Genomic DNA, 25,225 nt, shown 5'->3' with positions numbered 1-25,225 from the left:
AGGACGGCCGCCGTCGTGGTCGGTCGGCGTCAGTTGTTGCGGAGGGCCTTGCGGTAGTCGTTGTTGAGGCGGCCGATGAGCGTCAGCGGGATGCCCTTCGGGCAGACCGTGGTGCACTCGCCCATGTTCGTGCAGCCGCCGAAGCCCGCCTCGTCCTGGGCCTCCAGCATGTCGACCACCCGGCTGTCGCGCTCCGGCTGGCCCTGCGGCAGCAGGCCGAGGTGGGCCACCTTCGCGGCGGTGAAGAGCATCGAGGAGCCGTTGGGGCAGGCCGCCACGCAGGCGCCGCAGCCGATGCAGGTGGCTGCTTCGAAGGCCGCGTCCGCGTCGGGCTTGGGGACCGGGGTGGCGTGGGCGTCCGGGGCCGTACCCGTCGGCGCGGTGATGTAGCCGCCCGCCTGGATGATGCGGTCGAAGGCGCCGCGGTTGACGACCAGGTCCTTGATGACCGGGAAGGCCGCCGCGCGCCACGGTTCGACGTCGATGACGTCGCCGTCGTTGAAGTGGCGCATGTGCAGCTGGCAGGTGGTGGTGGCGCGTTCCGGGCCGTGGGCCACGCCGTTGATCATCATGCCGCACATGCCGCAGATGCCCTCGCGGCAGTCGTGGTCGAAGGCGATCGGGTCGTCGCCGTCGAGGATCAGCTTCTCGTTGAGGACGTCGAGCATCTCGAGGAAGCTGGCGTCGGGGGAGATGTCCTTCACGTCGTACGTGACCATCCGGCCCTTGTCGGACGGGCCGGACTGGCGCCACACGCGTACCTGGATGTCCATTACTTGTAGCTCCGCGTGCTCGGGTGGACGTACTCGAAGTCCAGCTGTTCCTTGTGGAGGGTGGGGGTCTCGCCGTACTCCCAGGCCGCGACGTAGCTGAACCGGTCGTCGTGGCGCAGCGCCTCGCCGTCGGGGGTCTGGCTCTCGGCGCGGAAGTGGCCGCCGGCCGACTCGGCGCGGTGCAGGGCGTCGATGCACATCAGCTCGCCGAGCTCGAGGAAGTCCGCGACGCGGCCGGCCTTCTCCAGGTTCTGGTTGAGCTGCTCGCCGGTGCCGGGCACCTTGACCCGGGTCCAGAACTCCTCGCGCAGGCCGCGGATCAGGCCGATGGCCTTGGTCAGGCCCTCCTCGGTGCGCTCCATGCCGCAGTACTCCCACATGATGTGGCCGAGCTCGCGGTGGAAGGAGTCGACCGTACGGTCGCCGTCGATCGAGAGCAGCTTCTGGATCCGCTCCTCGACCTGGGTGCGGGCGGCGACGACCTGCTCGTGGTCCGGCGAGATCTTCTCGTACGGGCCGGAGGCGAGGTAGTGCGCGAGCGTGTGCGGCAACACGAAGTAGCCGTCCGCGAGGCCCTGCATGAGCGCCGACGCGCCGAGCCGGTTGGCGCCGTGGTCGGAGAAGTTGGCCTCGCCCACCACGAACAGGCCGGGGATCGTGGACTGCAGGTCGTAGTCGACCCAGAGGCCGCCCATCGTGTAGTGCACGGCCGGGTAGATGCGCATCGGTACGACGTACGGGTCCTCGCCGGTGATGCGCTGGTACATCTCGAACAGGTTGCCGTACTTGGCCTCGACGGCGTCGCGGCCGAGCCGGGCGATGGCGTCCGCGAAGTCGAGGTAGACGCCGAGGCCGCCGGGGCCGACGCCGCGGCCCTCGTCGCAGACGTTCTTCGCCGCGCGGGAGGCGATGTCGCGGGGAACCAGGTTGCCGAACGACGGGTAGATCCGCTCGAGGTAGTAGTCGCGGTCCTCCTCGGCGATCTCGGCGGCGGGCTTGCCGCAGTCCTCGCGGCGCTTCGGGACCCACACCCGGCCGTCGTTGCGCAGCGACTCGCTCATCAGCGTGAGCTTGCTCTGGTGCGTACCCGATTCCGGGATGCACGTCGGGTGGATCTGGGTGTAGCAGGGGTTCGCGAACAGCGCGCCCTTGCGGTGCGCGCGCCAGCTCGCCGTGACGTTGCAGCCCTTGGCGTTGGTGGACAGGAAGAACACGTTGCCGTAGCCGCCGGAGGCGAGCACGACCGCGTCGGCCAGGTCCGTGGTGATCTCGCCGGTGACCATGTCGCGCACGACGATGCCGCGGGCCTTGCCGTCGACCACGATCAGCTCGAGCATCTCGTGCCGGGCGAACATCTCGATGTTGCCGAGGCCGATCTGCCGCTCCATCGCCTGGTACGCGCCCAGCAGCAGCTGCTGACCCGTCTGCCCCCGGGCGTAGAACGTCCGGGACACCTGGGTGCCGCCGAAGGACCGGTTGTCGAGCAGGCCGCCGTACTCGCGGGCGAACGGTACGCCCTGGGCCACGCACTGGTCGATGATGTTCACGCTGACCTGGGCAAGCCGGTACACGTTGGACTCGCGAGCCCGGAAGTCGCCGCCCTTGACGGTGTCGTAGAACAGCCGGTAGATCGAGTCGCCGTCGTTGCGGTAGTTCTTCGCGGCGTTGATGCCGCCCTGCGCGGCGATGGAGTGCGCGCGCCGCGGGCTGTCCTGGTAGCAGTACGAGCGGACCTTGTAGCCCGCCTCCGCCAGGGTGGCCGCCGCCGAGCCGCCCGCCAGGCCGGTGCCGACCACGATGACGCTGAGCTTGCGCCGGTTGGCCGGGTTGACCAGCTTGGCGGAGAACTTGCGGCGGTCCCAGCGGGTCTCGATCGGGCCGTCGGGCGCCGCCGTGTCGGCGATCGGGTCGCCCTCGGTCCAGTAGGAGTCGGTCATGTCAGTCCACCAATCCGGTGAGCACGGCGAACGGCACCGCGAGGTAGCCGGCGACGAGGACGACGGAGAGCACCAGGGCGGTGGCACGGGCGATGCGCTCGCCGCGCAGGGTGCGCTGGCCCAGTGTGCGGACGGCGCTGAACAGCCCGTGCCGCAGGTGGAAGCCGACGCTCACGATGGCCAGCGTGTAGAAGAGCGTCACGTACCACCGGCCGGGCGCGAAGTCGGCGACCACGTTCGCGTACGGGTGCTGCGCGTCCGCGTTCGGGTTCAGCGTGCCGGTGGTCAGGTCGAGGATGTGGTAGATGACGAACAGCAGGATGATGACGCCGCCCCAGCGCATGGTCCGCGCCGCGTAGCTGCCCTGGACCTTGGTGCGGTGCACGTAGCGCACCGGCCGGGCCTTGCGGGCGCGCCGCGCGAGGATCGTGGCCGCGACGATGTGCCCGACGACCGCGACGGTGAGTCCGGCCCGCTGGAGCCACAGGTACCAGGTCTCCGGCAGCAGCGGTACGCCGATGGTCCGCAGCCAGTGCGCGTAGTGGTCGAAGCTCTCGGCACCCAGGAAGATCTTCAGGTTGCCGATCATGTGCGCGTACAGGAAGGCCACCAGGAGCAGGCCGGTGACCGCCATGAAGATCTTGAGCGCCACCGACGAGCGCAGGCCCCGCGGCCGCCGCTTCGCGGGCGCCTTCTTGTCGAGGGCCTTGCGCGCGGGCTGAGCCGTCGCCTTCGGGGGAGGAGTTCTGGTATCTACCGCCACACCTGGACGGTAGGAAGGTTCGTGCGATTCGTCTAATGCATGATCGAGTGGGTACCCATAGACGTAGGCTATGGAAGTGCAGCTCCAACAGCTCCGATACTTCTTATCAGTGGTCGAAACCCGGCATTTCACCCAAGCGGCCGACGCCCTGGGCGTCTCACAGCCGACTTTAAGTAAGCAGATTCACACCCTCGAACAGACGCTCGGTGCGCCCCTCTTCGAGCGCGCCCGCGGCGCCGTGGCGCTCACCGCGGCCGGCGAGACCCTCCTGCCCCTCGCCCGCCGGATGGTCGCCGACGCCGACGCGGCCCGCGACGCGGTCCAGGAGATCGTCGGCCTGCGCCGCGGCCGGGTCCGGGTCGGTGCCACCCCGAGCCTGTGCTCCTCGCTCGTGCCGACGGTGCTGCGCCGGTTCCGTACGGAACATCCCGACATCGCCCTGCACGTCAACGAGGGCAGCTCCCAGGACCTGATCGCCGACCTGCTCGCCCGCGACCTCGACCTCGCCCTGATCGTCCAGCCGGAGCACGGCGTCGACCCGTCCCTGCACGCCGCCCCGGTGCTGCGCGAAAGCCTCGTGGTCGCCTCCGTGGCCTCCGGTCCGCCCCCGACAGCCGCGCCCGAGCTGGCCCTCATCGAGCTGCGCGACACCCCGCTGGTGATGTTCCGGCCCGGCTACGACCTGCGCGACGTGACCCTGGAGGCGTGCCGGCGGGCGGGCTTCGCGCCCCGGTTCGCGGTGGAGGGCGGCGAGATGGACGCGGTGCTGGCGTTCGTGGAGGCGGGGCTGGGGGTCGCGCTCGTGCCCAGCATGGTCCTGGTCAACCGGCCCCTGCTGCGCGCCACCCCGCTGGCGCCGCCGGGGATGCGCCGGACGATCGCGCTCGCCCACCGCCGCCGGGCGGTGCTGCCGCACGCGGCCGAGGCGCTGCGCGCGACCCTGCTCGATCACATCGCCACCGGCGAGCTCCCGTTCGGCGTCCAGCCCTTGTAGGTTGATCAACCGTGACCGTCATCGGTGCCCTGCTCTCCTTCACCGTCGTCGTCGGGCTGCTCACCCTGACGCCCGGAATGGACACCGCGCTGATCCTGCGCACCGCCGCCGTCGGGCAACCGCGCCGGGCCTGGGGTGTCGTGCTGGGCATCCAGACCGGCACCCTGGTCTGGGGAGTGCTCACCTCGGCGGGCGTCACGGCGCTGCTGACCGCGTCGCATCTGGCGTACGAGACGCTGCGGTGGGCCGGGGCCTGCTACCTGGTGTGGATCGGCGTCCGCATGCTGCGGGCCACGCCGCCGGCCGGTGAGCCGGTTGCCGCGAGCGCCGGGTGGCGGCGCGGACTGCTCACCAACCTGCTCAACCCGAAGATGGGCGCGTTCTACGTCGCGCTGCTGCCGCAGTTCATTCCGCAGGGCGCTCCCGTCTTCGCGTTCGGGGTATTGCTGACCTGCATCCACATCGGACTCGGCACCGCCTGGTCCGCGGCGCTTGTGCTGCTGGCGCGCCGGATGCGCCGGGTGCTTCAGCGGCCGGTCGCGCGCCGGGTCCTGGACCGGGTCGCCGGGACGGTGATCGCGGGCTTCGGCGTCCGGCTGGCTCTCAGCGGTCGGTGAGCGCCGGCCCGATGCCGTCGGTGGGCGCGGACCCGATGCCGTCCACGGGCGCCGGCCCGATGCGGTCGGCGACGATCTTCGCCGACAGGGTCACCATCGGCAGGCCGCCGCCCGGGTGCGCCGACCCGCCCACGAGGTAGAGCCCCTGGACCGGCCCCCGGTTCGCCGGGCGCAGCAGCCCACCCGCCGTGCCGTAGATCGCCCCGCCCGGCGCGCCCGTGGCGTCCGCGAGGTCGGCCGGCGTCCGCGTCTCCATGAACGCGAGCCGGTCGCGGACGTCCAGGCCGCGGCGGGCCAGGACGGCGAGGATGTGCTCGCCGTACGAGGACGCCAACCCCGGCCGCCGCCAGTCGACCGCGCCGAAGCCGGTGCCGTGCCGCGGCGCGTTCACCAGGACGAACCACGCCTCCGCGCCGGGTGGGTGCACCGCCGGGTCGTGGGCTCGGGTGATGAACACGGCCGGGTCGGACGGCGGGCGGGCGCGGCGGCCGTGGGCGGGGTCGCCGAAGACGGCGTCGAACTCCGCGTCGTAGTAGCGGGGGAAGAAGACCGTGTGGTGGGCCAGCTGCGGCGTCTCGCCCCGTACGCCGAGCAGCAGCACGAATCCCGCCAGGCTGCGGTCGGCGAGGCCGGACAGCCGAGCCGGTGAGGGCAGCAGGTCCCGGTACAGGGTGGCCGCGTCCACGTCGGAGACGACCAGGTCGGCGGGGACGCCGGCGCCGGAGGACAGCTCGACCCCGGTGACGCGGCCCTCGGCCGTGCGGATCGCCGTGACCGCCGAACCGGTGTGGATGGTGACGCCGAGGGCCGTGCAGCGCGCGACCAGCGCCGACGCGAGGACGCGGAGGCCGCCCGGGAGGTACCAGCCGCCGAAGGCCAGCTCCGCATACGGGATCGCGGCGAGCGCTGCGGGGGCGCGCCGGGGGTCGGTGCCGGTGTAGGTCGCGTACCGGTCGAGCAGCATCCGCAGCCGCCGGTCGCGCAGGTAGTGCCGGCCGAGGGCGCGCAGTGAGCGGCCCGGTGCGATCGCGGCGAGGTCGCGCACGCGCCAGGACAGGCGGGCCAGCGTCGCGGGGGAGACCTCCCGTTGCAGCACCGATCGCCAGGACGCCGCCCAGATGCGTTCGGCGCGGTGCCAGAAGCGGGTCCAGTCGGCGGCCGCCGCGGCGCCGAACGCGTCGGCGATCCGTTCGGTGAACACCGCCGGGTCGGACGACGAGTCGAGGGTGCTGCCGTCGGGGAACACGTGGCGCACCACCGGGTCCAGCGGCTCCGGGTCGAGGTCGATGCCGAGGTCGGTGAAGACCTGCGGCAGGGTGAGCAGGCTCGGGCCCGTGTCGAACAGGAACCCGTCGCGCTCGTAGCGGCCGAGCTTGCCGCCCACCTCCGCGGCCCGCTCGTGCACGGTGACCTCGTGGCCCGCCGACGCCAGGCGTACCGCCGCGGCCAGCCCGCCCACGCCCGCTCCCACCACCACGATCCGGCTCATACAGGTCGTCCCCGCCAGCTCAGGCGGCCCTGCCGGCGCCGCGCGAACGAGCGCGCCACGAGGGCCGCGAAGACCATGATCGAGATCGGCTGGGCCAGCGGGTCGGGCCAGGTCCGCCCGCCCGTCGCGGCCGCGGCGATCACCCTTCCCAGAACCCCGATCAGGTACGCGCACACACTCACCAACGCAAGATCCACCGTTGCGGACATCAGGGCGAGGACCGCGGTCACGGGCGGCGCCACGTACAGCAGCATCAGCAGGAGCACGACGGCGGCCGCACCGGCCGGCGACCCGAACGAGGCCCACAGCGACTTGCTGTAACCGTCGGCCAGCTCCCGCCACGACGCGTACATGTGGCAGGCGGCCAGCCGGGATCCGTCCGCGAGCGCGATCCGGCCGCCGGAGCGCTTGACCGCCCGGGCCAGCCCGATGTCCTCGAGGATGTCGTCGCGCACCGCCGCGTGCCCGCCCGCGCGCTCGTAGCCGGCCCGGTCCACGACCAGCCACTGCCCGCCCGCCGCGGCCAGCGACGGCCGGGGGGAGCGCTCCATGAGCCGCAACGGCAGGAACGTCAGCCACGACCACTGCAGCAGCGGCTGCACGAGCCGCCCCGCGCCGGTGATCCGCGGGTACGGCGACAGCAGCGTGACCTGCGCCGACCGCAGCAGAGCCACGCCACCGGCGACGGCGTCCGGCGCGAGCACCACATCGGCGTCGACGAAGACGAGCACGTCCCGCTCCCCGGCCGCGACCGCCAGCTGCGCGCACGCGTGCGGCTTGCCGAGCCAGCCGTCCTCAGGAGCCGCACCGGTCAGGAGCCGCACCTTGTCCCCGGCGATCGCTCGCACCACGTCCGCCGTGCCGTCCGTCGAACCGTCGTCGAGGACGATGATCTCCAGCTCGGGAACGCCCCGCTGACCCAGCAGCGACTCCAGGCACGGTGTCACCCGGGCGGCCTCGTCACGCAGCGGCAGCAGCACAGCCACGCGTTCAGTGACCGTTGCGGCCCGCGGTGGCCGGCGCAGCAGCGCGGCGTTGACGAGGGTGTGACCGGTCAGCGCGACCCACGGCAGGAGGGCGAGCCACATCATGGGGATCGCCGCAGCGCGGGAAGCAGCGGCAGCACCACCGCGCCCATGAGGATGCCGCCCCAGACCGCGGACCAGGGCAGCCCCAGGAAGACCGCATGGGCGAGCACGGACGAAGCGTACGTCCACAGCCAGAGGGCCATCATGGGGGCGTCCCGGTCGCCGGGGCGGTTCCCGGACGGGCCGGCCGCGACCGCCAGCACGCTCATCAGCAGCAGCGCGAAGCCCAGCCAGCCCAGGTAGTTGCCGACCGGGATGCCGGGCACGCCGGGCAGCGCCGGGGTGGGGGAGTGCCAGCGCCAGTAGCCCTCGGCGACCATCTGCGGGTCGAGGAAGAGGTCCCACGCGGCGAGCCCGGCCGCCGCCAGCGCGACCCGGGCCGGCCGCGACCGGGCCAGGCGCAGCGCCGCCAGCCACGCGGGCCACGCCATCCAGGTCCAGGCCAGCGGGATGATCAACGGTACGCCGAGCACCTTGGGCCCCAGCTGCCCGGAGTAGTCGTACGTGCCGAAGGGGAAGCCGGTGGCCACGCCGACCGCTTCGACCGCGAACCCGCCCAGTGTCGCCGTCGCCACCAGCGCCAGCGCCGGCCGGGAACCCCGGCTGAGCCAGGCGTGCGCGACCGAGGTCACGTAGCCGAGCACGACCGTGGTGATCGTCAGCCCGGCCCGGGTCCCGCCGCTTGTCAGCGGGTAACAGATCTGCACCAGCACCAGCGCGCCGAGCAGGACCCAGAGCGGCACGGAGTGGTCGGACCGGCGGTCAGATGCCGACAATGCCGGGGGCGCCCTCCGCGGGGGCGCGCTCGGTCAGCGGCAGGCTCCGGCCCAGGATCGCGAAGGCCCGCTCGTCGCCCGGGAAGTAGAAGTCGCGCAGGACGTCCTCGAATCCGAAGCGGCGGTACAGCCGCCAGGCCCGGGAACGCTGCTCGTCGGCCTCGGGCGTCGACAGCAGCACGGTCGAGCCGTCCGCCATCGACAGCAGCGCCCGCAGCTGGCGGGCGCCGATGCCGTGGCCCTGCGCGCTCGGTCGCACGTGCAGCTCCACCACCTCGAAGCAGCCGGTCAGCCAGCGCCGCCGGTCGGTGTCGCCGAGCGCCGACCGGACCTGGTCGTGCCACCACTGGCCGGGGCCGGACGCGTAGCCGTACCCGAACCCGGCGAGCTGGCCGTCGGTGGTCAGCGTGGCGACGGCCCGGAAGCCGGCGCGGCGCACGTGCGCGCCGATGTAGCCGCGGCGGGTCTGCAGCAGCTCGGCGCGGTAGCCCATCGCCTCGCCGTACACGCTCACCACGTCGTCCAGCCGCCGGAGCATGTCGTCCGGCTGCCAGGGGACGAGCCTCATCGCTCTCCTTCCCGCCAGCCCAGCACGGCGTGGTCGCCGCTGATACCGAGCACCGCGAACCGGGCGAACAGCTCCTCGGCGTACCAGTCGACCGCCGCCGTGCGCGCGATCACCGCGCGGTGCTCCGGCTGACGGTACGCGAAGCGGGTCAGGTCCGCCGCGCTGCGCCACACACTCACCGTGCCCTGCCAGCCGACCGGGGCCTCGCCGACGCCGAACCGGGCGAGCAGGCCGGGCGCGGCGGCGAGCTCGCGGGCCACCGGCGGCACCGCCCGCCAGAACGTCAGCATCCTCGCCGGGCGCAGCCGGGCCCGGGTCAGCGCGAGCACCCGGCCGTCGGCGCGCCCGTCGGACGGCTCGCCGAACGGGGTGACCCCGGACCACCGGCCCCGGCTGGTCAGCGGTCTCAGGTCGGCGCGGGCGGCACCGGCCGCGATCGCGTCCCAGGCGGCCCCGACCGGGCCCAGGTCGCCACCGCCGGCGTCGTCCCAGGCGACCACGGCCGCGTACCGGGTGAGGTCGGCGTCGCCGGGGCCGAAGCTCGTGCCGGTCCCGGTGCCGAGCAGCTTGCCGAAGCGCACTCCGGGCAACCGGCGCAACCGGCGCGGATCGGTGGCCATCCGGAGGAAAGCCCGGCCGACGGCCCGCCGCGGCACCCGCCACACGTGCAGCGTGACCAGCGGCGGGACGGGAGTCATCCCGCCACGCTACTTGCCCGGCTCCCGGATGAGCTCGGTGACCCGCAACCGGTGGAAGACGGCCTGCGACCCGACGCCGTACCGGGCCTGCACGGCGCCCTCCTGGTCGGCCGGCAGCGGTGCCAGCGGGCCGCCCTCCGGGTCGGAGGAGACCAGCCAGATACGCGGGGTGTCGCCGAGGCAGACCGCCGGGTCCGCGCAGGGCCGGTGCACCCACGAGTACGCGTCGGCGGGGTCCTGGTCGACCAGGACCTCTCGCGGCTGCTCGGCGAGCGGCTGACCCCGCCACTCGTAGCGGAAGCCGCGGTGCAGGTAGGGGTAGCCGGTGAAGATGACACCGTCACCGGGCCGGTCGCGGGCGGCGATGTAGGCGGCGGCCTCGCGGAAGGCGAACTCGTTCTCGACCGCGTCGCTGCGCACGGCGCGCTGCTCGTCCCAGCCGGCGTAGGCCACACCGGCTCCCGCCACCATCGTCACCAGCAGGACCTTCGCGGTCGCCGCCTTGGCCAGGGCCCGGCGGATCGCCCAGCTCGCGAGCAGGATCCACGCGGGCACGGTGAAGAGCAGGTAGCGCGGCAGGAAGAAGTGGAACCTGTCGAACGTGGAGTACGCGAGCACCGGCGGCAGCAGTGCCCAGAGCGCCAGGAATGCACCGGTCCACCGCCGCTTGCCGCTGTCCGCGACGACCAGGGCGACGATCCCGGCGAGCCCCAGCACCAGGAAGAAGCCGGCGATCGAGGGGCTCAGGAACAGCTCGCCGGGGAACGCCCGCACCCGGCGCCACGTGGGGTCCGGGATCCAGGAGATCTGGCGGCCCTGCCGCTGCCCGGCGACCAGCACCGGCAGGAACGCCGACAGCGCACCGACCACCGCGACCGGCCACCCGACGAGAATGCGCAGCCGCTCACTGCCCCGGGCGCGCAGGACGGCGGCCAGAGCGGCGACGCCATGGGCGGCCAGGGCCATGAGCGCGACGACGTGGCTGCACCCGACCCACAGCACCGCGACCGCGTATCCGAGCCAGTGCCACACCGTCGGCCGCTCCAGGGCGCGCAGCAGCAGCCACACCGCGACCACCGAGGCCAGCACCGCCATCGCGTACGGGCGCGCCTCCTGGCCGTACCGGCTGATCACCGGGACGGCCGCCACCAGCAGTCCCGCCGCCAGGCCGGCCGTCGCATCGAAGAGGCGCCGGCCGATGAGGGCGACCACCGCCGCGGACAGCGCCATGAAGATCGCCGACGGCATCCGCAGCGCCGTCTCCGAGTCGCCGAACAGGTTGGTCCACCCGTGCATGAGGACGTAGTACGGGAACAGGACCGCGTCCACGACCTCGACCAGCTTGCGCAGGCCGTCGACCGACTGGGAAGCCGCCCACCAGGTCGCGTTCTCGTCGCGCCACAGCTGCCGGTCACCGATGCCGACCAGCAGCACGGTCAAGGTGATCAGGAACGGCGGCACCACCAGCGCCGAGGTCCGCAGCAGCCTGCTGCGGGCCGGCGGCTCGTCGCGGTTCAGGCGACGTCCATCGGCGTGCCGTTGGTGACCCGGAGCAGCTCCGCGTACGTGATCGGGAACACCGCCCGCGGCACACCGCCGGCCGCCCAGATCTCGTCGTACTGGGCCAGCGCGGTGTCGACGATCGTGCGTACCGGCTTGGGGTGACCGAGCGGAGCCACCCCGCCGATCGCCTGACCGGTGTGTTCACGGACGAACTCGGGCGTGGCCCGGCCCAGCTTCGCCAGCCCCAGCGCGGCGGCGACCTTGGCGGTGTCGACCCGGTGAGCGCCGGAGGTGAGCACCAGCAGCGGCTCACCGCCCGCGTCGAAGATCAGCGAGTTGGCGATCTGCCCGACCTCGACCGACAGCGCCGCGGCGGCCGCAGCCGCGGTGTGCACACCCTCGTCGAAAAGCACCATCTCGGGCGCGGACCCGGACGCCGTGCGCGCGTCCGCACCGTCCAGCGCGGCCCGCACCGCCAGCACGTTGGGATGATTCTCCATCGGCCCATTGTCTATCCTTCGCCGCATGTCGATCACCGACGGGGAACTCGCGATCTCGGCAGCCCGGGCCGGCGCCGCGGTGGTACGGGCGAAGTACGGCACACCGCTGACACGGATGGAGAAGGGAGCCGGCGACTTCGCCACGTCGGCCGACATCGAGGCCGAACAGGCCGTGCTCGACGTGCTGCGCACCGCCCGCCCGGACGACGGCGTGACCGGTGAGGAAAGCGGGCGCACCGGGACCGGCGACGAGGCGCGCCGGTGGCTGGTCGATCCGCTCTGCGGCACGCTCAACTTCGCCGTACGCTCCATGCTCGTCGCCGTGAACGTCGCCCTCCGGACTCCTGCGGGCATCACCGCCGCCGCGGCCGCCGACCCGTTCACCGGAGAGGTGTTCTGGACTGACGGTGAGCGCGCTGCGGTACGCCGGGACGGCGTGAACGAGCCCCTGACGCCGTCGCCCGCCTCCACCCTCGTGGACGTCAACCTCGATCCGCCGTTCCCCAACGCCCCCCGTTTCCGGGCCGCCGAGCTGCTCGCCGATCCCCGGTTCGCCGAACGTTTCCGACCGCGGGTCCTCTCCACCACCCTCGCCGTGCCCTGGGTGGCGGCCGGGCGGCGCGCCGCCTACGTCACCGACGGGCACGGGGAGGAGAGCGTCCACTTCGCCGCCGGGATCGCGGTGTGCCGGGCCGCCGGGTGCGTGGTCACCGGCATCGACGGCCGCCCGCCGCACGCCGGGGCCGGTGGCCTCGTGATCGCGGCCGACGCGCAGACGCACGCCGCACTCCTGGCGCTGATCGGCTGAGCTACCAGCCGAACCGTTCCTGGTGCACCTGGGCGGCCGGGACGCCCGCCGCGCGCGCCGCCGCCCGGACGGCGTCCGTCCACTGGTCCGGGCCGCACACGTACAGATCGTGCCCGGCGATATCCGGGGACAGCTCTCGCAGTGCCTCCGCGTCGGTGTAGTCGGCGAACTCCGCCGACAGCCACGAGCCCGGCCGGGCGCGGGGGCCGATCAGCGGGACCAGGCGGACGCCGCGCTGCCCGGCCAGCCACTCGAGCTCGTCGAGGAACGCCACCTCGCGCGAGTGCCGGGCCCGGTAGATCAGGGTGGCCTGGCCGTTGCCGTAGGGCAGGTCCCAGAGCAGCGCGAGCAGCGGGGTGATACCGACGCCACACGCCAGCATCGTCACCGGGCCGCCGCGGTACGACTCGGCGGTGAGCCGCCCGTACGGTCCCTCGATCAGCGCCCGCGTGCCCGGGGCGAGCCGGGCCACCCGGGCGCTGCCGTCGCCCAGCCCCTTCACCGTGATCCGCAGCTGGTCGGCGCGCGGCGGGCCGGAGAGCGAGAACGGGTTCCCGCGCGACCATCCCGGCCCGTCCAGGAACCGCCAGACGAAGAATTGACCCGCGCGGACCGGCAGCCGGTCCAGGCGGCGGCCGCGCAGATACACCGAGACCAGGCCGTGCGCCTCCGGTACGACGTGGTCGACCACCAGCCGGTGCCGCGCCGTACGCCACAGCGGCATGCCGAGGCGGAACACGAGCACGCTGCCGGCGGCCACGGCGTACAGGCTCCACCAGTACGCGCGCGCCACCGGATGGTCGACGAAGTCCCCGCCCGCCCACAGCTCGTGGGGCAGCGCCAGGCCGACGCCCAGGTACGCGTACAGGTGCAGGAGATGCCATGACTCGTAGCGCAACCGCCGCCGTACCCTGCGCACCGAGGAGACGGCGACCGTCACGACCGCCGCCGTGGCGGCGGTGGCCGGCAGCATGCCGGGATAGTGGGCGAGGAAGCGGGCGAACTGGCGGAGCGGATCGTCTCCGGCCGCGACGGTCGCGAGGACGACGTGGACCAACATCAGGTGGAACGACGCAAACCCGATCCAGCGGTGCCACCGGGTGAGCGTGTCCTGGCCGAAGGAGCGCTCCACCAGGGGGATGCGGGCCATCAGCACGACCTGGATCAGCATGAGATCCGCCGACCACAGTGCCGCGAGCCGGCCGGCCGGACCCCATCCTGTGCCGGCGCCGCCCGCCCACAGCGCGGTGACGGCGAGCAGGCTGAGACCGGCGGCGGTCCGGGCGGCGCCGGCCCACCAGCGAGGGGTGGGGGAGACGCGGGTCACGGGGTCAGAAAGTACAAAGCCGCCGGACGCGGGGGCAGACCTCCGTGAGAAAGGTAATGATATTCCGACTATCTGTTATGCAGCCGTCGCTTCGGCGCTCGAATCCCACAGCCGGGCGGCGAGACCCGGGTCCGCCAGCCGTTCGTCCGGCGCGACCACCCGGTGGCCGACATAGTAAGCACCGTTGCGCAATTCCTCCGCGGGCGCGGTCGCCAGCCAGGTCAGCAGCTCGCCCGCCTTCTCCGCGCTCGTCAGGAACGGATTGACCCTGAAGAAGGCGCGCGTGACCGGCCCCACCCCGAAGTTGGTGCGCACCACACCCGGGTGGAACGCCACCGACAGGATGTCCGGCCAGCGCCGCGCCGCTTCCGCCGTGAACAGGATGTTCGCGGCCTTGCTCGCACCGTAGGACCGCCACTTGTCCCACGAGGCCGGGTCGCCGGCGAAGTCGTCCGGGTCGACCGTCGCCCGCCGATGGGCCCGCGAGGAGGTGTTCACCACCCGGCCGCCGCGCAGCGCGTCGCGCAGCAAGTTGGTCAGGAGAAAGGGCGCGAGGTGGTTGCTCGCGACGGTCGCCTCCAGGCCGTCCACCGTCTTCCGGTACGCCCTCAGCATGCCGCCGGCGTTGTTCGCGAGGACGTCGATGACCGGGTACGCCGTGAGCAGGTGACCCGCGAGCGTGCGTACCTGTGCCAAGGACTCGAAGTCGGCCCGGAACTCCTGCGGCTCAGGGCCGGTCGCCGCCGCCCGGATCGCCGTCATCGCGGCGCCCAGCCGGCGGGGATCGCGCCCCACGACCACCACCTGGTCGCCTCGCGCGGCCAGGTCCCGCGCCGCGGCCAGGCCGATACCGGAGCTCGCCCCGGTGATCACGATCGTGCGCATGAGACCAACCTCCCATCCGCCGGTGCGGGAGTCGTACCCATGGTGCATCCTGACAACCGATGAGCTCCGAGATCAGCGTGCCGGCGTCGGTCGACAGCCCGGCGCAGACGCCCGCCCCCGCCCACCGGGTGACCCGCTGGCTGCTGGCCCACCGGGTGCAGCCGGTCGGGCCCGAGGCGGCGGAGAACGAGGCCCATCAGCAGCCGTGGTGGAAGGTCATGGCGCTGACCGGCGTCGACTACTTCTCCACGCTCTCCTACCTGCCGGCCATCGCCGCGCTCGCCGCCGGTGCCCTGTCGCCGCTGGCCACCCTGCTCATCGTCGCGCTCACCCTGCTCGGCATGCTCCCGATGTACCGGCGCGTCGCCAAGGAGAGCCCGCACGGCCAGGGCTCGGTCGCCATGCTCGAGGACCTGCTGCCCTTCTGGTACGGCAAGCTGTTCGTGCTCGTGCTGCTCGGCTTCGTCGCCACCTCGTGGATCATCACGATCACGCTGTCCGCGGCCGACGCGACGGTGCACATGTCGGAGAATCCCCACCTGGCGGGATTCCTGCACGGGCACGCGGTGCCGATCACCGTCGCGCTGCTGCTGATCCTCGGGTTCGTGTTCCTGCTCGGCTTCAGCGAGGCCGTGCAGGTCGCCATCCCGCTCGTGGCGGTCTTCCTCGGGCTCAACGCGGTGGTCACGATCGTCGGCCTGATCGACGTGTTCACCGTCCCGCACGCCTTCTCCCAATGGCTGGACGGGATAGCCGCGGGCGGGCTCGGCACGGTGTCCTCGGCGTTCCTCGCCTTCCCGGCGCTGGTGCTCGGCCTGTCCGGCTTCGAGACCGGGGTCAGCATGATGCCGCTGATCGCCGCCTCCGGGAAGTCCCCGGCCGAGCGGCTCGAGGCCCGGATCCGTAACACCCGCAAGCTGCTCACCGTCGCCGCCCTCATCATGAGCGTCTACCTGCTGCTCACCAGCTTCGTCACCACCGTGCTGATCCCGCACGAGGAGTTCGAGCCGGGCGGCGCGGCCAACGGGCGGGCGCTGGCCTACCTGGCCCACGAGAAGCTCGGCGAGGCGTTCGGTACCGCGTACGACATCAGCAGCATCCTCATCCTGTGGTTCGCGGGCGCCTCCGCGATGGCCGGCCTCATCAACATCGTGCCGCGGTACCTGCCCGGCTACGGCATGGCCCCGGAATGGGCCCGCGCGGTACGCCCGGTCGTGCTCGTCTACACCGCGATCAGCGTCGGCATCACCATCGCGTTCGGCGCGGACGTCAACGCGCAGGCGGGCGCGTACGCGACGGGCATCCTGGCCATGATGGTGTCGGGCGCCGTCGCGGTCGCGATCTCCGCCGCCCGGCGCCGGCAGCGCGGTGCCACCATCGGCTTCACCGCGCTCACCCTCGTCCTGCTGTACGCGCTCGGCGACAACATCGTCGAGAAGCCGGACGGCATCGCCATCTCGGCCGTGTTCGTCGGCGGCATCATCGTCGTCTCCCTCATCTCCCGGGTGAGCCGCACCACCGAGCTGCGCGCCGACCGCATCGAGTTCGACGAGGCCGCCCGCCAATTCATCGCCGACTCGATCGCGTACGACGGCGCGCTCACCCTCATCGCCAACCGCCGCCAGGCCGGCGACGAGGACGAGTACAGAGGGAAGGAGAGCGAGCAGCGCGGCATGAACCCGGTCCCGGGGAAGGCCGACCTGATGTTCCTCGAGATCGACGTGGCCGACCCGTCGCAGTTCAGCAACGTCCTGACCGTCCACGGCGTGCAGGTCGGCCCGTACAGGATCCTGCGGGTGCAGAGCCCGGCCGCCCCGAACGCGATCGCCGCCGTCCTGCTCGCCCTGCGCGACGCCACGGGCGTACGCCCGCACTGCCACTTCGAGTGGGCCGAGGGCAGCCCGCTGGTCCACCTCTTCCGCTACCTGCTGCTCGGCCGGGGCGACACGGCGCCCGTGGTCCGGGAGATCATCCGTAAGAGCGAGCCGGATCCGGCTCGCCGTCCCGGGATCCACGTGGGCTGACCTCGGCGGCCTCCTCCCGCGCCCGGCGTTCGTCGCCGCTCAGGGTGTGCAGCGGCTTCTCCTGGATGAACAGGACCGCGACCACGGCGAGCAGCGCGATCGGGGTGCCCACCAGGAACAGGTCGGCGGTCGCCTCGCCGTAGACGTCGCGGACGACCGTCAGCACCTGCGGCGGCAGGGCGGCCAGGTCGGGCACCTTCGCGGTGCCGCCAATGGCAGCCGCGCCGAAGCGCTCGGTGAGCAGCGAGGTGACCCGGCCGGCGAGCACGGCACCCAGGGCGCTGACGCCGATGGCGCCGCCCATGCTGCGGAAGAACGTCAGCGACGACGTGGTCGCACCCAGCTCCTGGGCGGGAACGTCGTTCTGGGCGGCCAGCACCAGGTTCTGCATCAGCATGCCCACGCCGGCGCCGAGCACGGCCATGAACACCGCCAGCGTCACGACGCCGGTGTGCGCGTCGATCGTGCTGAGCATCAGCATCCCGCCGGTCATCACCACCGAGCCCGCCACCAGGTACGCCTTCCACCGGCCGTACCGGGTGATCAGCCGGCCCGCGACCGTCGACGACACCAGGACGCCGAAGACGAGCGGAAGGCTCATCAGCCCGGCGACCGTCGGCGACTTGCCCAGTGAGATCTGGAAGTACTGCGACAGGAACACCGTGCCGCCGAACATCGCCAGGCCCACGAGCACGCTGGCGACGATGGTCAGCGAGACGGTCCGGTTGCGGAAGATGCCCAGCCGGATGATCGGCTCCGCGGCCCGCGACTCCACGTACAGGGCGAGGGCGAGCAGCAGAACCCCGCCCGCGACGAAGACCGCGGTCGGCGCCGACGCCCACGGGAAGCGATGCCCGGCCAGCGTCGACCAGATCAGCAGATCGCACACGCCCGCAGTGATCAGCAGGGCGCCCAGCCAGTCGATCCGGACCGGCCGGCGAGGCGTCGGAGGCAGCCGCAGCGTCTTCTGCAGCAGCGCGATCGCGGCCAGCGAGAACGGTACGCCGATGAGGAAGCACCAGCGCCAGCCCAGCCACGACGTGTCCACCAGCAGGCCGCCGATCAGCGGGCCGGCGATCGTCGCGGCACCGAAGATCGCACCGAAGACACCGGAGTAGCGGCCCATCTCCCGCGGCGGGATCATCGCGGCCATCACGATCAGCGCGAGCGGGCCCATGCCACCCGCGCCCACGCCCTGCACGACCCGGCTGACCAGGAGCATCCCCACGTTCGGCGTGAGGCCGGCGATCAGGGAACCGACGACGAACAGGCTGAGCGAAGCCTGGATCAGCAGCTTCCTGGGATAGAGGTCGGCCAGCTTGCCCCACAGCGGCACGGTCGCCGTCATGGCGAGCAGCTCGGTGGTCACGATCCACGTGTAGACGGACTGCGAGCCGCCCAGATCGGCGATGATCCGCGGCAACGCGGTCGACACGATCGTGGAGGCCAGAATCGTCACGAACATGCCGAGCATCAGCCCGGACAACGCCATCTTCCTGCTGCTTACCGCCGTCATCGGGCATCCTCCGTGGTCGAGGTCAGAATGACGAGCTGCTGGGTCGCCCGGGTCATCGCGACGTAGCGGTCGACCGCACCCTCGATGCCGTCGCTCAGGAGGACCACCAGATCGAACTCGAGTCCCTTGGCGAGCTCGGGAGTGAGCGAGCGGACCCGGGACGTCCCCCGGAACGACGGATCGCCGATCACGCAGGCGATCCCCTCCGGGTGGCCGGCCTGCCAGGTCTCGAGGATCGAGTCCAGGTCCGAGGTGGACCCGTGGACGACCGGGATGCCGGTGCTGCGCACGGAAACCGGCACGTTGGCGTCGGGGAGCACGGCCCGGATCACCGGTTCCGCCTCCGCCATGACCTCTTCCGGCGTCCGGTAGTTGATGGTCAGCGAGGCCAGGCGTACCCGGTCGATCCCGACCCGCTCGAGCCGCTCCCGCCACGACTCGCTGAACCCGTGCCGCGCCTGGGCGCGGTCCCCGACGATGGTGAGACTCCGGGAGGGGCAGCGCAGCAGCACCATCTGCCACTCCGCATCGGTCAGCTCCTGCGCCTCGTCCACGACGACGTGCGCGAACGGGCCGGCGAGCAGGTCCGGGCTCGAGCTCTCCGACACGGTGCCCTCGACCAGCGCCTCCCGCAGGTCCTGCTGGCGCAGCATCGTCAGCAGACCCTCACCGTCGTCGTACGTGTGCGCATCCAGCAGATCGTCGATGACCCGGGACATCTGCTCGCGCTGCACGGCAGCCCCCGCGTCGTGCCGGCGCCGGCGCCGAACCGCCTCCGGATCACCCAGCCGCTGCCGCGCCGCATCCAGCAACGGCAGGTCCGACACCGTCCACGCCTGCGGGTCCGCGCGCTGCAACCGCCGTACGTCCTCAGGGCCGAGCCAGGGCGCACACCTGCGCAGATAGGCCGGCACCGACCACAGATCCGCGACGAGGTCCGCCGCCTCGACCAGTGGCCACGCCCGGTGGAAGGCCGCCGCCAGCTCCCGGCTGCGCAGCAGAGCCTCGCGCGACCCGTCCCCGTCCAGCTTGTCCAGCAGGATCGCCAGCAGCTCCTCCCACACCTGGTCCCGCGCCTCGTTGTGCGCAGTGCCGGGGTCGGGCGCCGCGAACGCCTCCGCCCAGTCGTCGGGGCTCAGCCAGACGCCGGCCTCGTCGGTCGCGACGGTCATCCCCTTCGCGGGCGGCTCCTCGTAGAACCGCACGGCCGCCTCGATCGCGTGCACCATGCCCGCGGACGACTTCAGGCGAGCCACCTCCGGATCGGCCTCGACCCCCGCCGCCGCCCCCTCCGCCACGAGGTCCCGCAGCGTGCAGGTCTGCACGTCCTCCTCGCCGAGGTTGGGCAGGACGTCCGCGACGTACGCCAGATAAGGCTGGTGCGGCCCGACGAACAACACCCCACCCCGGCGATGATGGAACCGGGGATCGGAATACAGCAGGTACGCGGTGCGGTGCAGGGCGACGACCGTCTTGCCCGTACCCGGACCGCCGTCGACGACGAGAGCGCCGCTCGACCCCGCCCGGACGATGGCGTCCTGGTCGGCCTGAATGGTCCCCAGCACATCCCGCATCCGCCCCGACCGGTTCGCGCCCAGGCTCGCGATGAACGCGGACTGGTCGTCGAGCGCGGCGGCATGCCCCTCGAACCCGTCCGAGGTGAACACCTCGTCCCAGTAGTCGCCGACCCGGCCGTGGGCCCAGCGGTACCGGCGGCGGCTCACCAGCCCCATCGGGTTGGCGTGGGTCGCCCCGAAGAACGGCTCGGCCACGGGGGAACGCCAGTCGACCAGCAACCGGCGGCCCGTGCGGTCGGTGAGGCCGAGGCGTCCTACGTAGACGGGCTCGCCGCCGTCCGCGGGAACCATGTGGCCGAGGCAGAGGTCCAGGCTGAACCGGCGCAGCGACCGCAGCCGGGCGGTCAGCCGGTAGACCTCCTCATCCCGGTCCACCGCCTGCCGCCCCTTCCCGGCAGGCGCCTTGCGCACGGCGTCGAGCCGGTCGGAGAGATCGGCGAGAACGTCCTCGAGACTCTGCGCGATGGCGGCGAAGTGCTGCTCGTCATCGGCGATCAGCTGGGGATCGGCCTTATGGGACAGGTGGTCGGGAAGGTCGAACACGCTGGTGGTCAACGGAGGGTTCACGCCATCAGCTCCGATCCGCGCGTCGATGGCAAAGACGGCAAAGCCCGCATTTCGCATCCCCCAATTGCGAAGAATCCGGCATCGAGCGACGATTCTGCGGCATGACCCGGGTCTTGCGGCAAGCCCGGGGGTCTGCTATATGTTGAAAGTGGCGGGAGATTGTGCTCCTGCCTTTTTCTTTGCCCGGGGTCGGATCTGCGCCGGTCTCGCGGGCCTGCCGCCCTTGTGAGGGTGCGCCTTGTTGCCACTCCTGGTCCAGTAGTTCGCCGCTCGCCTGTCCGCGCTCGCCTGTCCGCGCTCGCGCCGCCCGCCCGCTTATGCCCGCGACCAGCGGGCTCGAAGATCACCTCCGACCTGCGGCGTTCGACGTTGCGTTTTTGTCAGAGGGGGGTGTTACTCTCTCCGGTAGTTAGAACGAGTGTTCGATTGGTTCGAACGGCTGTTCCCCCGGGCCGACACCGATCCACCGGCTGCCCCTCCTGGCGCCGGCGATCGGATCGTCCCGCGGGCGGCCCGGACGACCGGCGCTCGTGCTGACCGATCGGGAGCCGCGTTCGCGGCGTGGCTCCCGGGTGTGGTGCCCGCGAAGCACCGCACGCAAGGTCCGGGCATTCGCGGGTCCGGGCCTGCACCAGGCAGGACCGTCGTCCGCTGCCCTCGACCCCCGGGCAACGGACGACGGACCCGCCGGCGAAGTCCGGCCGGGTGTGGTGTGGGGAAGCTTCACACCCGGCCGGCAGCCCCAACCCGCTGTGCCTTCCTCCGCAGCGACCCGGTTCGACCAGCACGTCGGATGCGACACACGCGAGGAGAGACCCATGGTGAGCAACGCGGCACCGGGCCTGAGACCACCAGTCCCGCACCCGGGCCGTCCAGACCCAGGCCCCCGGGTCGCGGACGAGCCCACCGGCCTCCCCGGTCCCCGGATCATGGGCGAGCCTGAGCCCACCGGCGCCCCCAGCCCGCAGGCTTACGGTCTGGCGCACGCCCCGACGGCCGGAACGCAGGCGGCTCCCACGGTTCCCGCCAACCTCCTGCCCAACCGCACTCCGGCGCAGTTGCTCACCATCGCCCGCCAGGGCTTGATGGAAGCAGCCCGCACCCGCCCCGACGGCCTGCGCTACGCGGCGGCCCACCTGGCCGCCCTCCGAGCGGCCGCGGCCGTCCTCGCGGCCCGTGCCAGACCGGCCGCCCCCACTCGCCGCAACCGCGTCACCAGCGTCTGGTCCCTCCTCGTCCTGGTGGCCCCGGAGTTCGGCGACTGGGCCAGCTACTTCGCCCTCGGCGCCACCAAGCGAGCCGCAGCCGAAGCCGGCATTCCCCGCGTGGTCACCGCCCGCGAGGCTGACGACCTCCTGCGAGCGGCGGAAACCTTCGTCTCCCTGGTGCAGTCGACGCTGGGCCTGGCCTACCAGCCCACCTTCGAAGCCGCCTGACCCCAGGCGGCGGCCGCCCGGGTCACCCGGACCGCCTCGGACCCCTGTCGAGCTTCGTCGGGGCCTTGCCGGCAAAGGTGGCGAGGGTGGCCTGCTGTCGAGGCGCCAGGTCCCTTCGCCCGGGCGCCGGCTGGCACCGGATCGTCGAGCTGGACGACATTCACGACGTTTCTGGCTCCTCGGGTAGCGGGCGACAGCCAGAGCGGCGAGGGCGCAAAGGCGGCTGGGTGTTCGGGACGGTCGTTGTCGGGCCCATCCGGAACGGCGCCGTCCATGGCCCGGCGAGCTGCGACCTCGTGGAGCTGGAACAGGGGCCGGATGACGTCGACGTCGGCGTGCATGTCACCGCCCTCATCGGCGACCGCCGAGCCCGCGACGCACTGCTTCGGGTCTCTGAGCCGGTGCGGCGTCAGGCCTCCAGGCAGGGATGTGCCCTTGCCGGCAGATCCATGAAGATCAACTTGAGTGAACGTGTACAGCGGGGCGGGGCGATGGCCGGGCGCATGATCAGTGGGGCTGCGGCTCTTGCTGAGCTGGTTCGCCCAGCCGGGGAGACCGACGAGGGCGGGATGCACCGGGTGCTGCCGGTGCATCCCGAATTCGAGCGGTTGCTGCCTGGGCGCGGGCTGCGCCGGGGCAGCACCGTGGCGATCGGACTCGCCGCCGCCCCGGGTTCTGCGCAGGAGCCGTTGGGTCCGGGTGCTGCGCAGCCGGCGGGTTCCGGCTCTGCGGGGGGCCCGGCGGGTTCCGGTCTGGCGCGCCCGTCGGGATACGGCTGGAACCGCGGCGATGCGGGTCACGGTGACGCCCGGGATGTTTCCGGGCGGCGTAACCGGACGCCGCTCGATCCGGCGCCGGACCGGGGTGTGCGCCGCAGCGGCGGCCGGGGTCTCGAGCGGTGGCAGGAGAACGGGCTTGCGCGGGCCGGTAGCGGAAGCACCTCACTCCTTCTCGCCCTTCTCTCCGCCGCTTCCCGTGCCGGGTCGTGGTGTGCCGTGGTGGGCGTACCCGCGCTCGGGGCTTTGGCCGCTGCGGAGAGTGGGGTGGCGCTCGATCGGCTGGCGTTGGTGCCCAACCCCGGTCCCGAGTGGCCCACCGTGGTCGCCGCGCTCATCGACGGGGTTGATGTCGTGGTCGTCGCGGTTCCCGGGCGGGTTTCCGCCTCCATCGCCAGCCGGCTTGTCGCCCGGGCTCGGCAGCGGGGGTGTGTGCTCGTGCCGTACGGGCGGTGGGACGGGGCCGATGTCACCTTGCAGGTCACCCAGGGGCGGTGGGAGGGGCTCGGTGCCGGGCGGGGACGGTTGCGGCGGCGGGAGGTCACCGTGGTCGCCCGGGGGCGGGGTGCTGCCGCGCGGCCCAAGGAGCTGACCGTGTGGATGCCGGGGATGGCCGCGCTGCCCGCGCCTCCGCCGCCGGAGTCCGGGCGGGACCTGGCCGAGGAGGTGGGCCGGGCGGCGAAGGCTGCCGAGGAGGCGGGCCGGGCGCGGTGGGCGGTCGTGGAGGGCGGCCGGACGATGCCGGCCGAAGAGGATTCGGTTGCGGAAGGCGGTCGGAGGGGGTCGGTCGGGGACGGCCGGGAGCCGGAGCGGCGGTCGCATCTGTCCATGGTGGAGTTCGGATGAGTGCCGGTTCCGTTCCTCGTACCCTGCTCGTCTGGTGCCCGGACTGGCCGGTCATCGCCGCGGAGATCGTGGAGGGGGTCTCTGCTGACGGGCCTGTTGTCGTGGTGCGGGCGAACCGGGTCGTTGCCTGTTCCGAGGCGGCTCGGGGGGAGGGGATCCGGCGGGGGTTGCGGCGGCGGGAGGCTCAGGGGCGTTGTCCTCGGCTGGTTGTCGTCGAGCATGATCCGGGGCGGGATGCGCGGGCCTTCGAGCCCGTGGTGGCCGCCGTGGAGGAGGTCGCCGTCGGGGTCGAGGTGGTGCGGCCCGGCGCTTGTGCGCTGGCCGCGCGGGGGCCGTCTCGGTACTTCGGGGGTGAGGAGCGGGCCGCCGAGCGGATCGTCGAGCAGGTGGCTCAGGCGTGCGCCGTCGAGAGTCAGGTGGGGATCGCCGACGGGGTGTTCGCTGCCGGGCTGGCGGCCCGGGCGGGGCGGATCGTGCCCGCCGGGGGGACGCGGGAGTTTCTCGCCTCGGTGACGGTCGAGGCGCTGGAGCGGCCCGAGCTGGCCGATCTGCTGCGCCGGCTGGGGGTGGCGACGCTGGGGGACTTCGCCGCGTTGCCCGCCTCCGATGTGCTCAGCCGGTTCGGGTTCGACGGGGCGCTGGCGCATCGGCTCGCTGCCGGGCTGGATCATCGGCCGCTCGCCGTGCGGAAGCCGCCGCCCGATCTGGAGGTGACCGGCACCTACGACGAGCCGCTCGAGCGGGTGGACGTGGCCGCGTTCGCCGGGCGGGTCCTGGCCGAGCGGTTGCACGAGCGGCTGGCCGCGTACGGGCTGGCGTGCACCCGGCTGGGCATCGAGGCGGTCACCGCCGACGGGCAGGAGCTGCACCGGGTGTGGCGGCACGACGGGATGCTCACCGCCGCCGCCATCGCCGAGCGGGTGCGCTGGCAGCTCGACGGCTGGCTGACCGGTGCCCGCCGGGGCGCGCCCGCGCGGCCGACCGCCGGGCTGGTGCGGTTGCGGCTCGTCCCGGACGGGGTGCTCGTCCACCTCGGACTGCAGCCGGGGCTGTGGGGTGATGCGGGCGCGGAACGGGAGCGGGCGCATCGCGCGCTGAGCCGGATCCAGGGGCTGCTCGGCCCGGACTCGGTGGTCACTGCGGTCGCGGGTGGCGGCCGGTCCGCCGACGACCAGGTCCGGTTCGTGCCGTGGGGTGACGAGCGGGAACCGGCCCGGCCGGCCGCGGCGCCGGTGCGGATGCAGGAGCCCGTGGTGGTCGCGGTCAGCAACCCACCCCACGCGAGTCCGGAGACCGGAGAAGCGGGTGGGAAGGAGGGACCGGCCGGGAAGGAGGCCGCGAAGGAGGGATCGGCCGGGAAGGAGGCCGGGAAGGAAGGGGCGAGGAGAAGCGGAAGGCGCGCAGGGAAGGAGGCGGGTGCCAGCAAGCTGCCGCCCTGGCCGGGCCGGCTGCCGGCGCCGGCCCCGGCCCTGGTGCTTCCGCAGCCGGCGCCCGCGGTGGTGCTGGACGGGACGGGTACGCCGGTCGGCGTCAGCGCCCGCCTCGAGCTCACCGGCAGCCCGGCGGTGCTGGTGGTGGGCGACGAGTCCGCGGCGATCACCGGGTGGGCCGGGCCGTGGCCGGTGGACGAGCGGTGGTGGGCGCCGGGCGAGTCGCGGCGCCGGGCCCGGTTCCAGATGGCCGTCGCGGACGGGCGGGCGTTCCTGCTGTCGCTCGCGGCCGGGCACTGGGCGATCGAAGCGATCTACGACTAGGCG

At 72.8% G+C, this 25,225-nt stretch carries 20 protein-coding genes and 1 pseudogene; 7 read left to right on the top strand and 14 right to left on the bottom strand.

Annotation, left to right across the window (positions count from 1 at the left end; all coding sequences use genetic code 11):
• Nucleotides 1-29: 29 nt before the first annotated feature.
• Genes AB0J80_RS08035 through AB0J80_RS08025 form a run of 3 tightly spaced genes read right to left on the bottom strand, consistent with a single transcriptional unit; the run spans nucleotide 30 to nucleotide 3,374 of the window.
• On the bottom strand, nucleotides 30-773 hold the full coding sequence (locus tag AB0J80_RS08035; RefSeq protein WP_364701690.1) for a succinate dehydrogenase/fumarate reductase iron-sulfur subunit: 744 nt from the start codon (nucleotides 771-773) through the stop codon (nucleotides 30-32).
• Complete coding sequence (locus AB0J80_RS08030; RefSeq protein ID WP_364701687.1) at nucleotides 773-2,710, bottom strand: fumarate reductase/succinate dehydrogenase flavoprotein subunit; 1,938 nt, start codon at nucleotides 2,708-2,710, stop codon at nucleotides 773-775. The genes AB0J80_RS08035 and AB0J80_RS08030 overlap by 1 nt, the downstream gene beginning before the upstream one ends.
• A gap of 1 nt (nucleotide 2,711) precedes the next feature.
• The gene (locus AB0J80_RS08025; RefSeq protein WP_364702608.1) at nucleotides 2,712-3,374 is read right to left on the bottom strand and encodes a succinate dehydrogenase cytochrome b subunit; all 663 of its coding nucleotides are present in this window, start codon (nucleotides 3,372-3,374) and stop codon (nucleotides 2,712-2,714) included.
• A 169-nt stretch (nucleotides 3,375-3,543) separates the two neighbouring features.
• On the opposite strand from AB0J80_RS08025, the gene AB0J80_RS08020 reads away from it, so the two are divergent.
• Together AB0J80_RS08020 and AB0J80_RS08015 are read left to right on the top strand one after the other, a co-directional pair.
• Complete coding sequence (locus AB0J80_RS08020; protein WP_364701684.1) at nucleotides 3,544-4,467, top strand: LysR substrate-binding domain-containing protein; 924 nt, start codon at nucleotides 3,544-3,546, stop codon at nucleotides 4,465-4,467.
• 11 nt (nucleotides 4,468-4,478) lie between these two features.
• Nucleotides 4,479-5,084, top strand: coding sequence for a LysE family translocator (locus AB0J80_RS08015; RefSeq protein WP_364701681.1), 606 nt, complete (start codon nucleotides 4,479-4,481; stop codon nucleotides 5,082-5,084).
• Here the strand turns inward: AB0J80_RS08015 and crtI are convergent.
• Genes crtI through AB0J80_RS07980 form a run of 7 tightly spaced genes read right to left on the bottom strand, consistent with a single transcriptional unit; the run spans nucleotide 5,071 to nucleotide 11,706 of the window.
• A complete protein-coding gene (gene crtI, locus AB0J80_RS08010; protein WP_364701678.1) occupies nucleotides 5,071-6,573 on the bottom strand; it encodes a phytoene desaturase family protein in 1,503 nt (500 codons plus the stop codon). The two genes, AB0J80_RS08015 and crtI, sit on opposite strands and share 14 nt — an antisense overlap.
• Nucleotides 6,570-7,664 (bottom strand): glycosyltransferase family 2 protein, encoded by a 1,095-nt coding sequence (locus AB0J80_RS08005; protein WP_364701675.1) that lies wholly within the window; start codon nucleotides 7,662-7,664, stop codon nucleotides 6,570-6,572. Before AB0J80_RS08005 ends, crtI begins: the two co-directional genes overlap by 4 nt.
• Nucleotides 7,661-8,404 carry a carotenoid biosynthesis protein gene (locus tag AB0J80_RS08000; RefSeq protein WP_364701672.1) on the bottom strand — a complete coding sequence of 248 codons (744 nt, stop codon included), beginning with the start codon at nucleotides 8,402-8,404 and terminating at the stop codon, nucleotides 7,661-7,663. Before AB0J80_RS08000 ends, AB0J80_RS08005 begins: the two co-directional genes overlap by 4 nt.
• A 19-nt stretch (nucleotides 8,405-8,423) precedes the next feature.
• Nucleotides 8,424-9,005, bottom strand: a complete 582-nt coding sequence (locus tag AB0J80_RS07995) for a GNAT family N-acetyltransferase (RefSeq protein ID WP_364701669.1) — start codon at nucleotides 9,003-9,005, stop codon at nucleotides 8,424-8,426.
• Nucleotides 9,002-9,703, bottom strand: a complete 702-nt coding sequence (locus AB0J80_RS07990) for a monooxygenase (RefSeq protein WP_364701666.1) — start codon at nucleotides 9,701-9,703, stop codon at nucleotides 9,002-9,004. Before AB0J80_RS07990 ends, AB0J80_RS07995 begins: the two co-directional genes overlap by 4 nt.
• A gap of 9 nt (nucleotides 9,704-9,712) precedes the next feature.
• Complete coding sequence (locus AB0J80_RS07985) at nucleotides 9,713-11,167, bottom strand: glycosyltransferase family 39 protein (RefSeq protein ID WP_364701663.1); 1,455 nt, start codon at nucleotides 11,165-11,167, stop codon at nucleotides 9,713-9,715.
• Between the two features lie 50 nt (nucleotides 11,168-11,217).
• Nucleotides 11,218-11,706, bottom strand: a complete 489-nt coding sequence (locus AB0J80_RS07980) for a YbaK/EbsC family protein (protein WP_364701660.1) — start codon at nucleotides 11,704-11,706, stop codon at nucleotides 11,218-11,220.
• Nucleotides 11,707-11,731: 25 nt separating this feature from the next.
• Here AB0J80_RS07980 and AB0J80_RS07975 point away from each other — a divergent pair, with 25 nt between their 5' ends.
• The gene (locus tag AB0J80_RS07975) at nucleotides 11,732-12,514 is read left to right on the top strand and encodes an inositol monophosphatase family protein (RefSeq protein ID WP_364701657.1); all 783 of its coding nucleotides are present in this window, start codon (nucleotides 11,732-11,734) and stop codon (nucleotides 12,512-12,514) included.
• 1 nt (nucleotide 12,515) lies between these two features.
• Here AB0J80_RS07975 and AB0J80_RS07970 read toward each other — a convergent pair whose 3' ends face one another.
• Complete coding sequence (locus AB0J80_RS07970) at nucleotides 12,516-13,841, bottom strand: ferredoxin reductase family protein (RefSeq protein WP_364701654.1); 1,326 nt, start codon at nucleotides 13,839-13,841, stop codon at nucleotides 12,516-12,518.
• 75 nt (nucleotides 13,842-13,916) lie between these two features.
• Nucleotides 13,917-14,726, bottom strand: coding sequence for an SDR family NAD(P)-dependent oxidoreductase (locus AB0J80_RS07965; protein ID WP_364701651.1), 810 nt, complete (start codon nucleotides 14,724-14,726; stop codon nucleotides 13,917-13,919).
• A gap of 59 nt (nucleotides 14,727-14,785) precedes the next feature.
• Between AB0J80_RS07965 and AB0J80_RS07960 the strand changes: the two genes are divergently transcribed.
• Complete coding sequence (locus AB0J80_RS07960) at nucleotides 14,786-16,750, top strand: amino acid transporter (protein ID WP_364701648.1); 1,965 nt, start codon at nucleotides 14,786-14,788, stop codon at nucleotides 16,748-16,750.
• Here AB0J80_RS07960 and AB0J80_RS07955 read toward each other — a convergent pair.
• Nucleotides 16,695-18,266 carry an MDR family MFS transporter gene (locus AB0J80_RS07955; RefSeq protein ID WP_364701645.1) on the bottom strand — a complete coding sequence of 524 codons (1,572 nt, stop codon included), beginning with the start codon at nucleotides 18,264-18,266 and terminating at the stop codon, nucleotides 16,695-16,697. The two genes, AB0J80_RS07960 and AB0J80_RS07955, sit on opposite strands and share 56 nt — an antisense overlap.
• Nucleotides 18,263-20,467, bottom strand: a complete 2,205-nt coding sequence (helR, locus tag AB0J80_RS07950; protein WP_364701642.1) for an RNA polymerase recycling motor ATPase HelR — start codon at nucleotides 20,465-20,467, stop codon at nucleotides 18,263-18,265. The genes AB0J80_RS07955 and helR overlap by 4 nt, the downstream gene beginning before the upstream one ends.
• An 872-nt stretch (nucleotides 20,468-21,339) precedes the next feature.
• On the opposite strand from helR, the gene AB0J80_RS07945 reads away from it, so the two are divergent.
• The 3 genes and pseudogenes from AB0J80_RS07945 (at nucleotide 21,340) to AB0J80_RS07935 (ending at nucleotide 25,222) form a co-directional block, all read left to right on the top strand.
• On the top strand, nucleotides 21,340-21,846 hold the full coding sequence (locus AB0J80_RS07945; protein WP_364702605.1) for an SAV_6107 family HEPN domain-containing protein: 507 nt from the start codon (nucleotides 21,340-21,342) through the stop codon (nucleotides 21,844-21,846).
• A 929-nt stretch (nucleotides 21,847-22,775) separates the two neighbouring features.
• Nucleotides 22,776-23,231: pseudogene (locus AB0J80_RS07940) on the top strand (hypothetical protein); the annotation flags it as partial.
• 233 nt (nucleotides 23,232-23,464) lie between these two features.
• Nucleotides 23,465-25,222 carry a DNA polymerase Y family protein gene (locus tag AB0J80_RS07935; protein ID WP_364701639.1) on the top strand — a complete coding sequence of 586 codons (1,758 nt, stop codon included), beginning with the start codon at nucleotides 23,465-23,467 and terminating at the stop codon, nucleotides 25,220-25,222.
• The last annotated feature ends 3 nt before the right edge of the window (nucleotides 25,223-25,225 follow it).

The organism is Actinoplanes sp. NPDC049548 (assembly GCF_040676695.1).
GTDB lineage: Bacteria > Actinomycetota > Actinomycetes > Mycobacteriales > Micromonosporaceae > Actinoplanes.
This window is presented reverse-complemented; position numbering and strand designations above follow the sequence as displayed.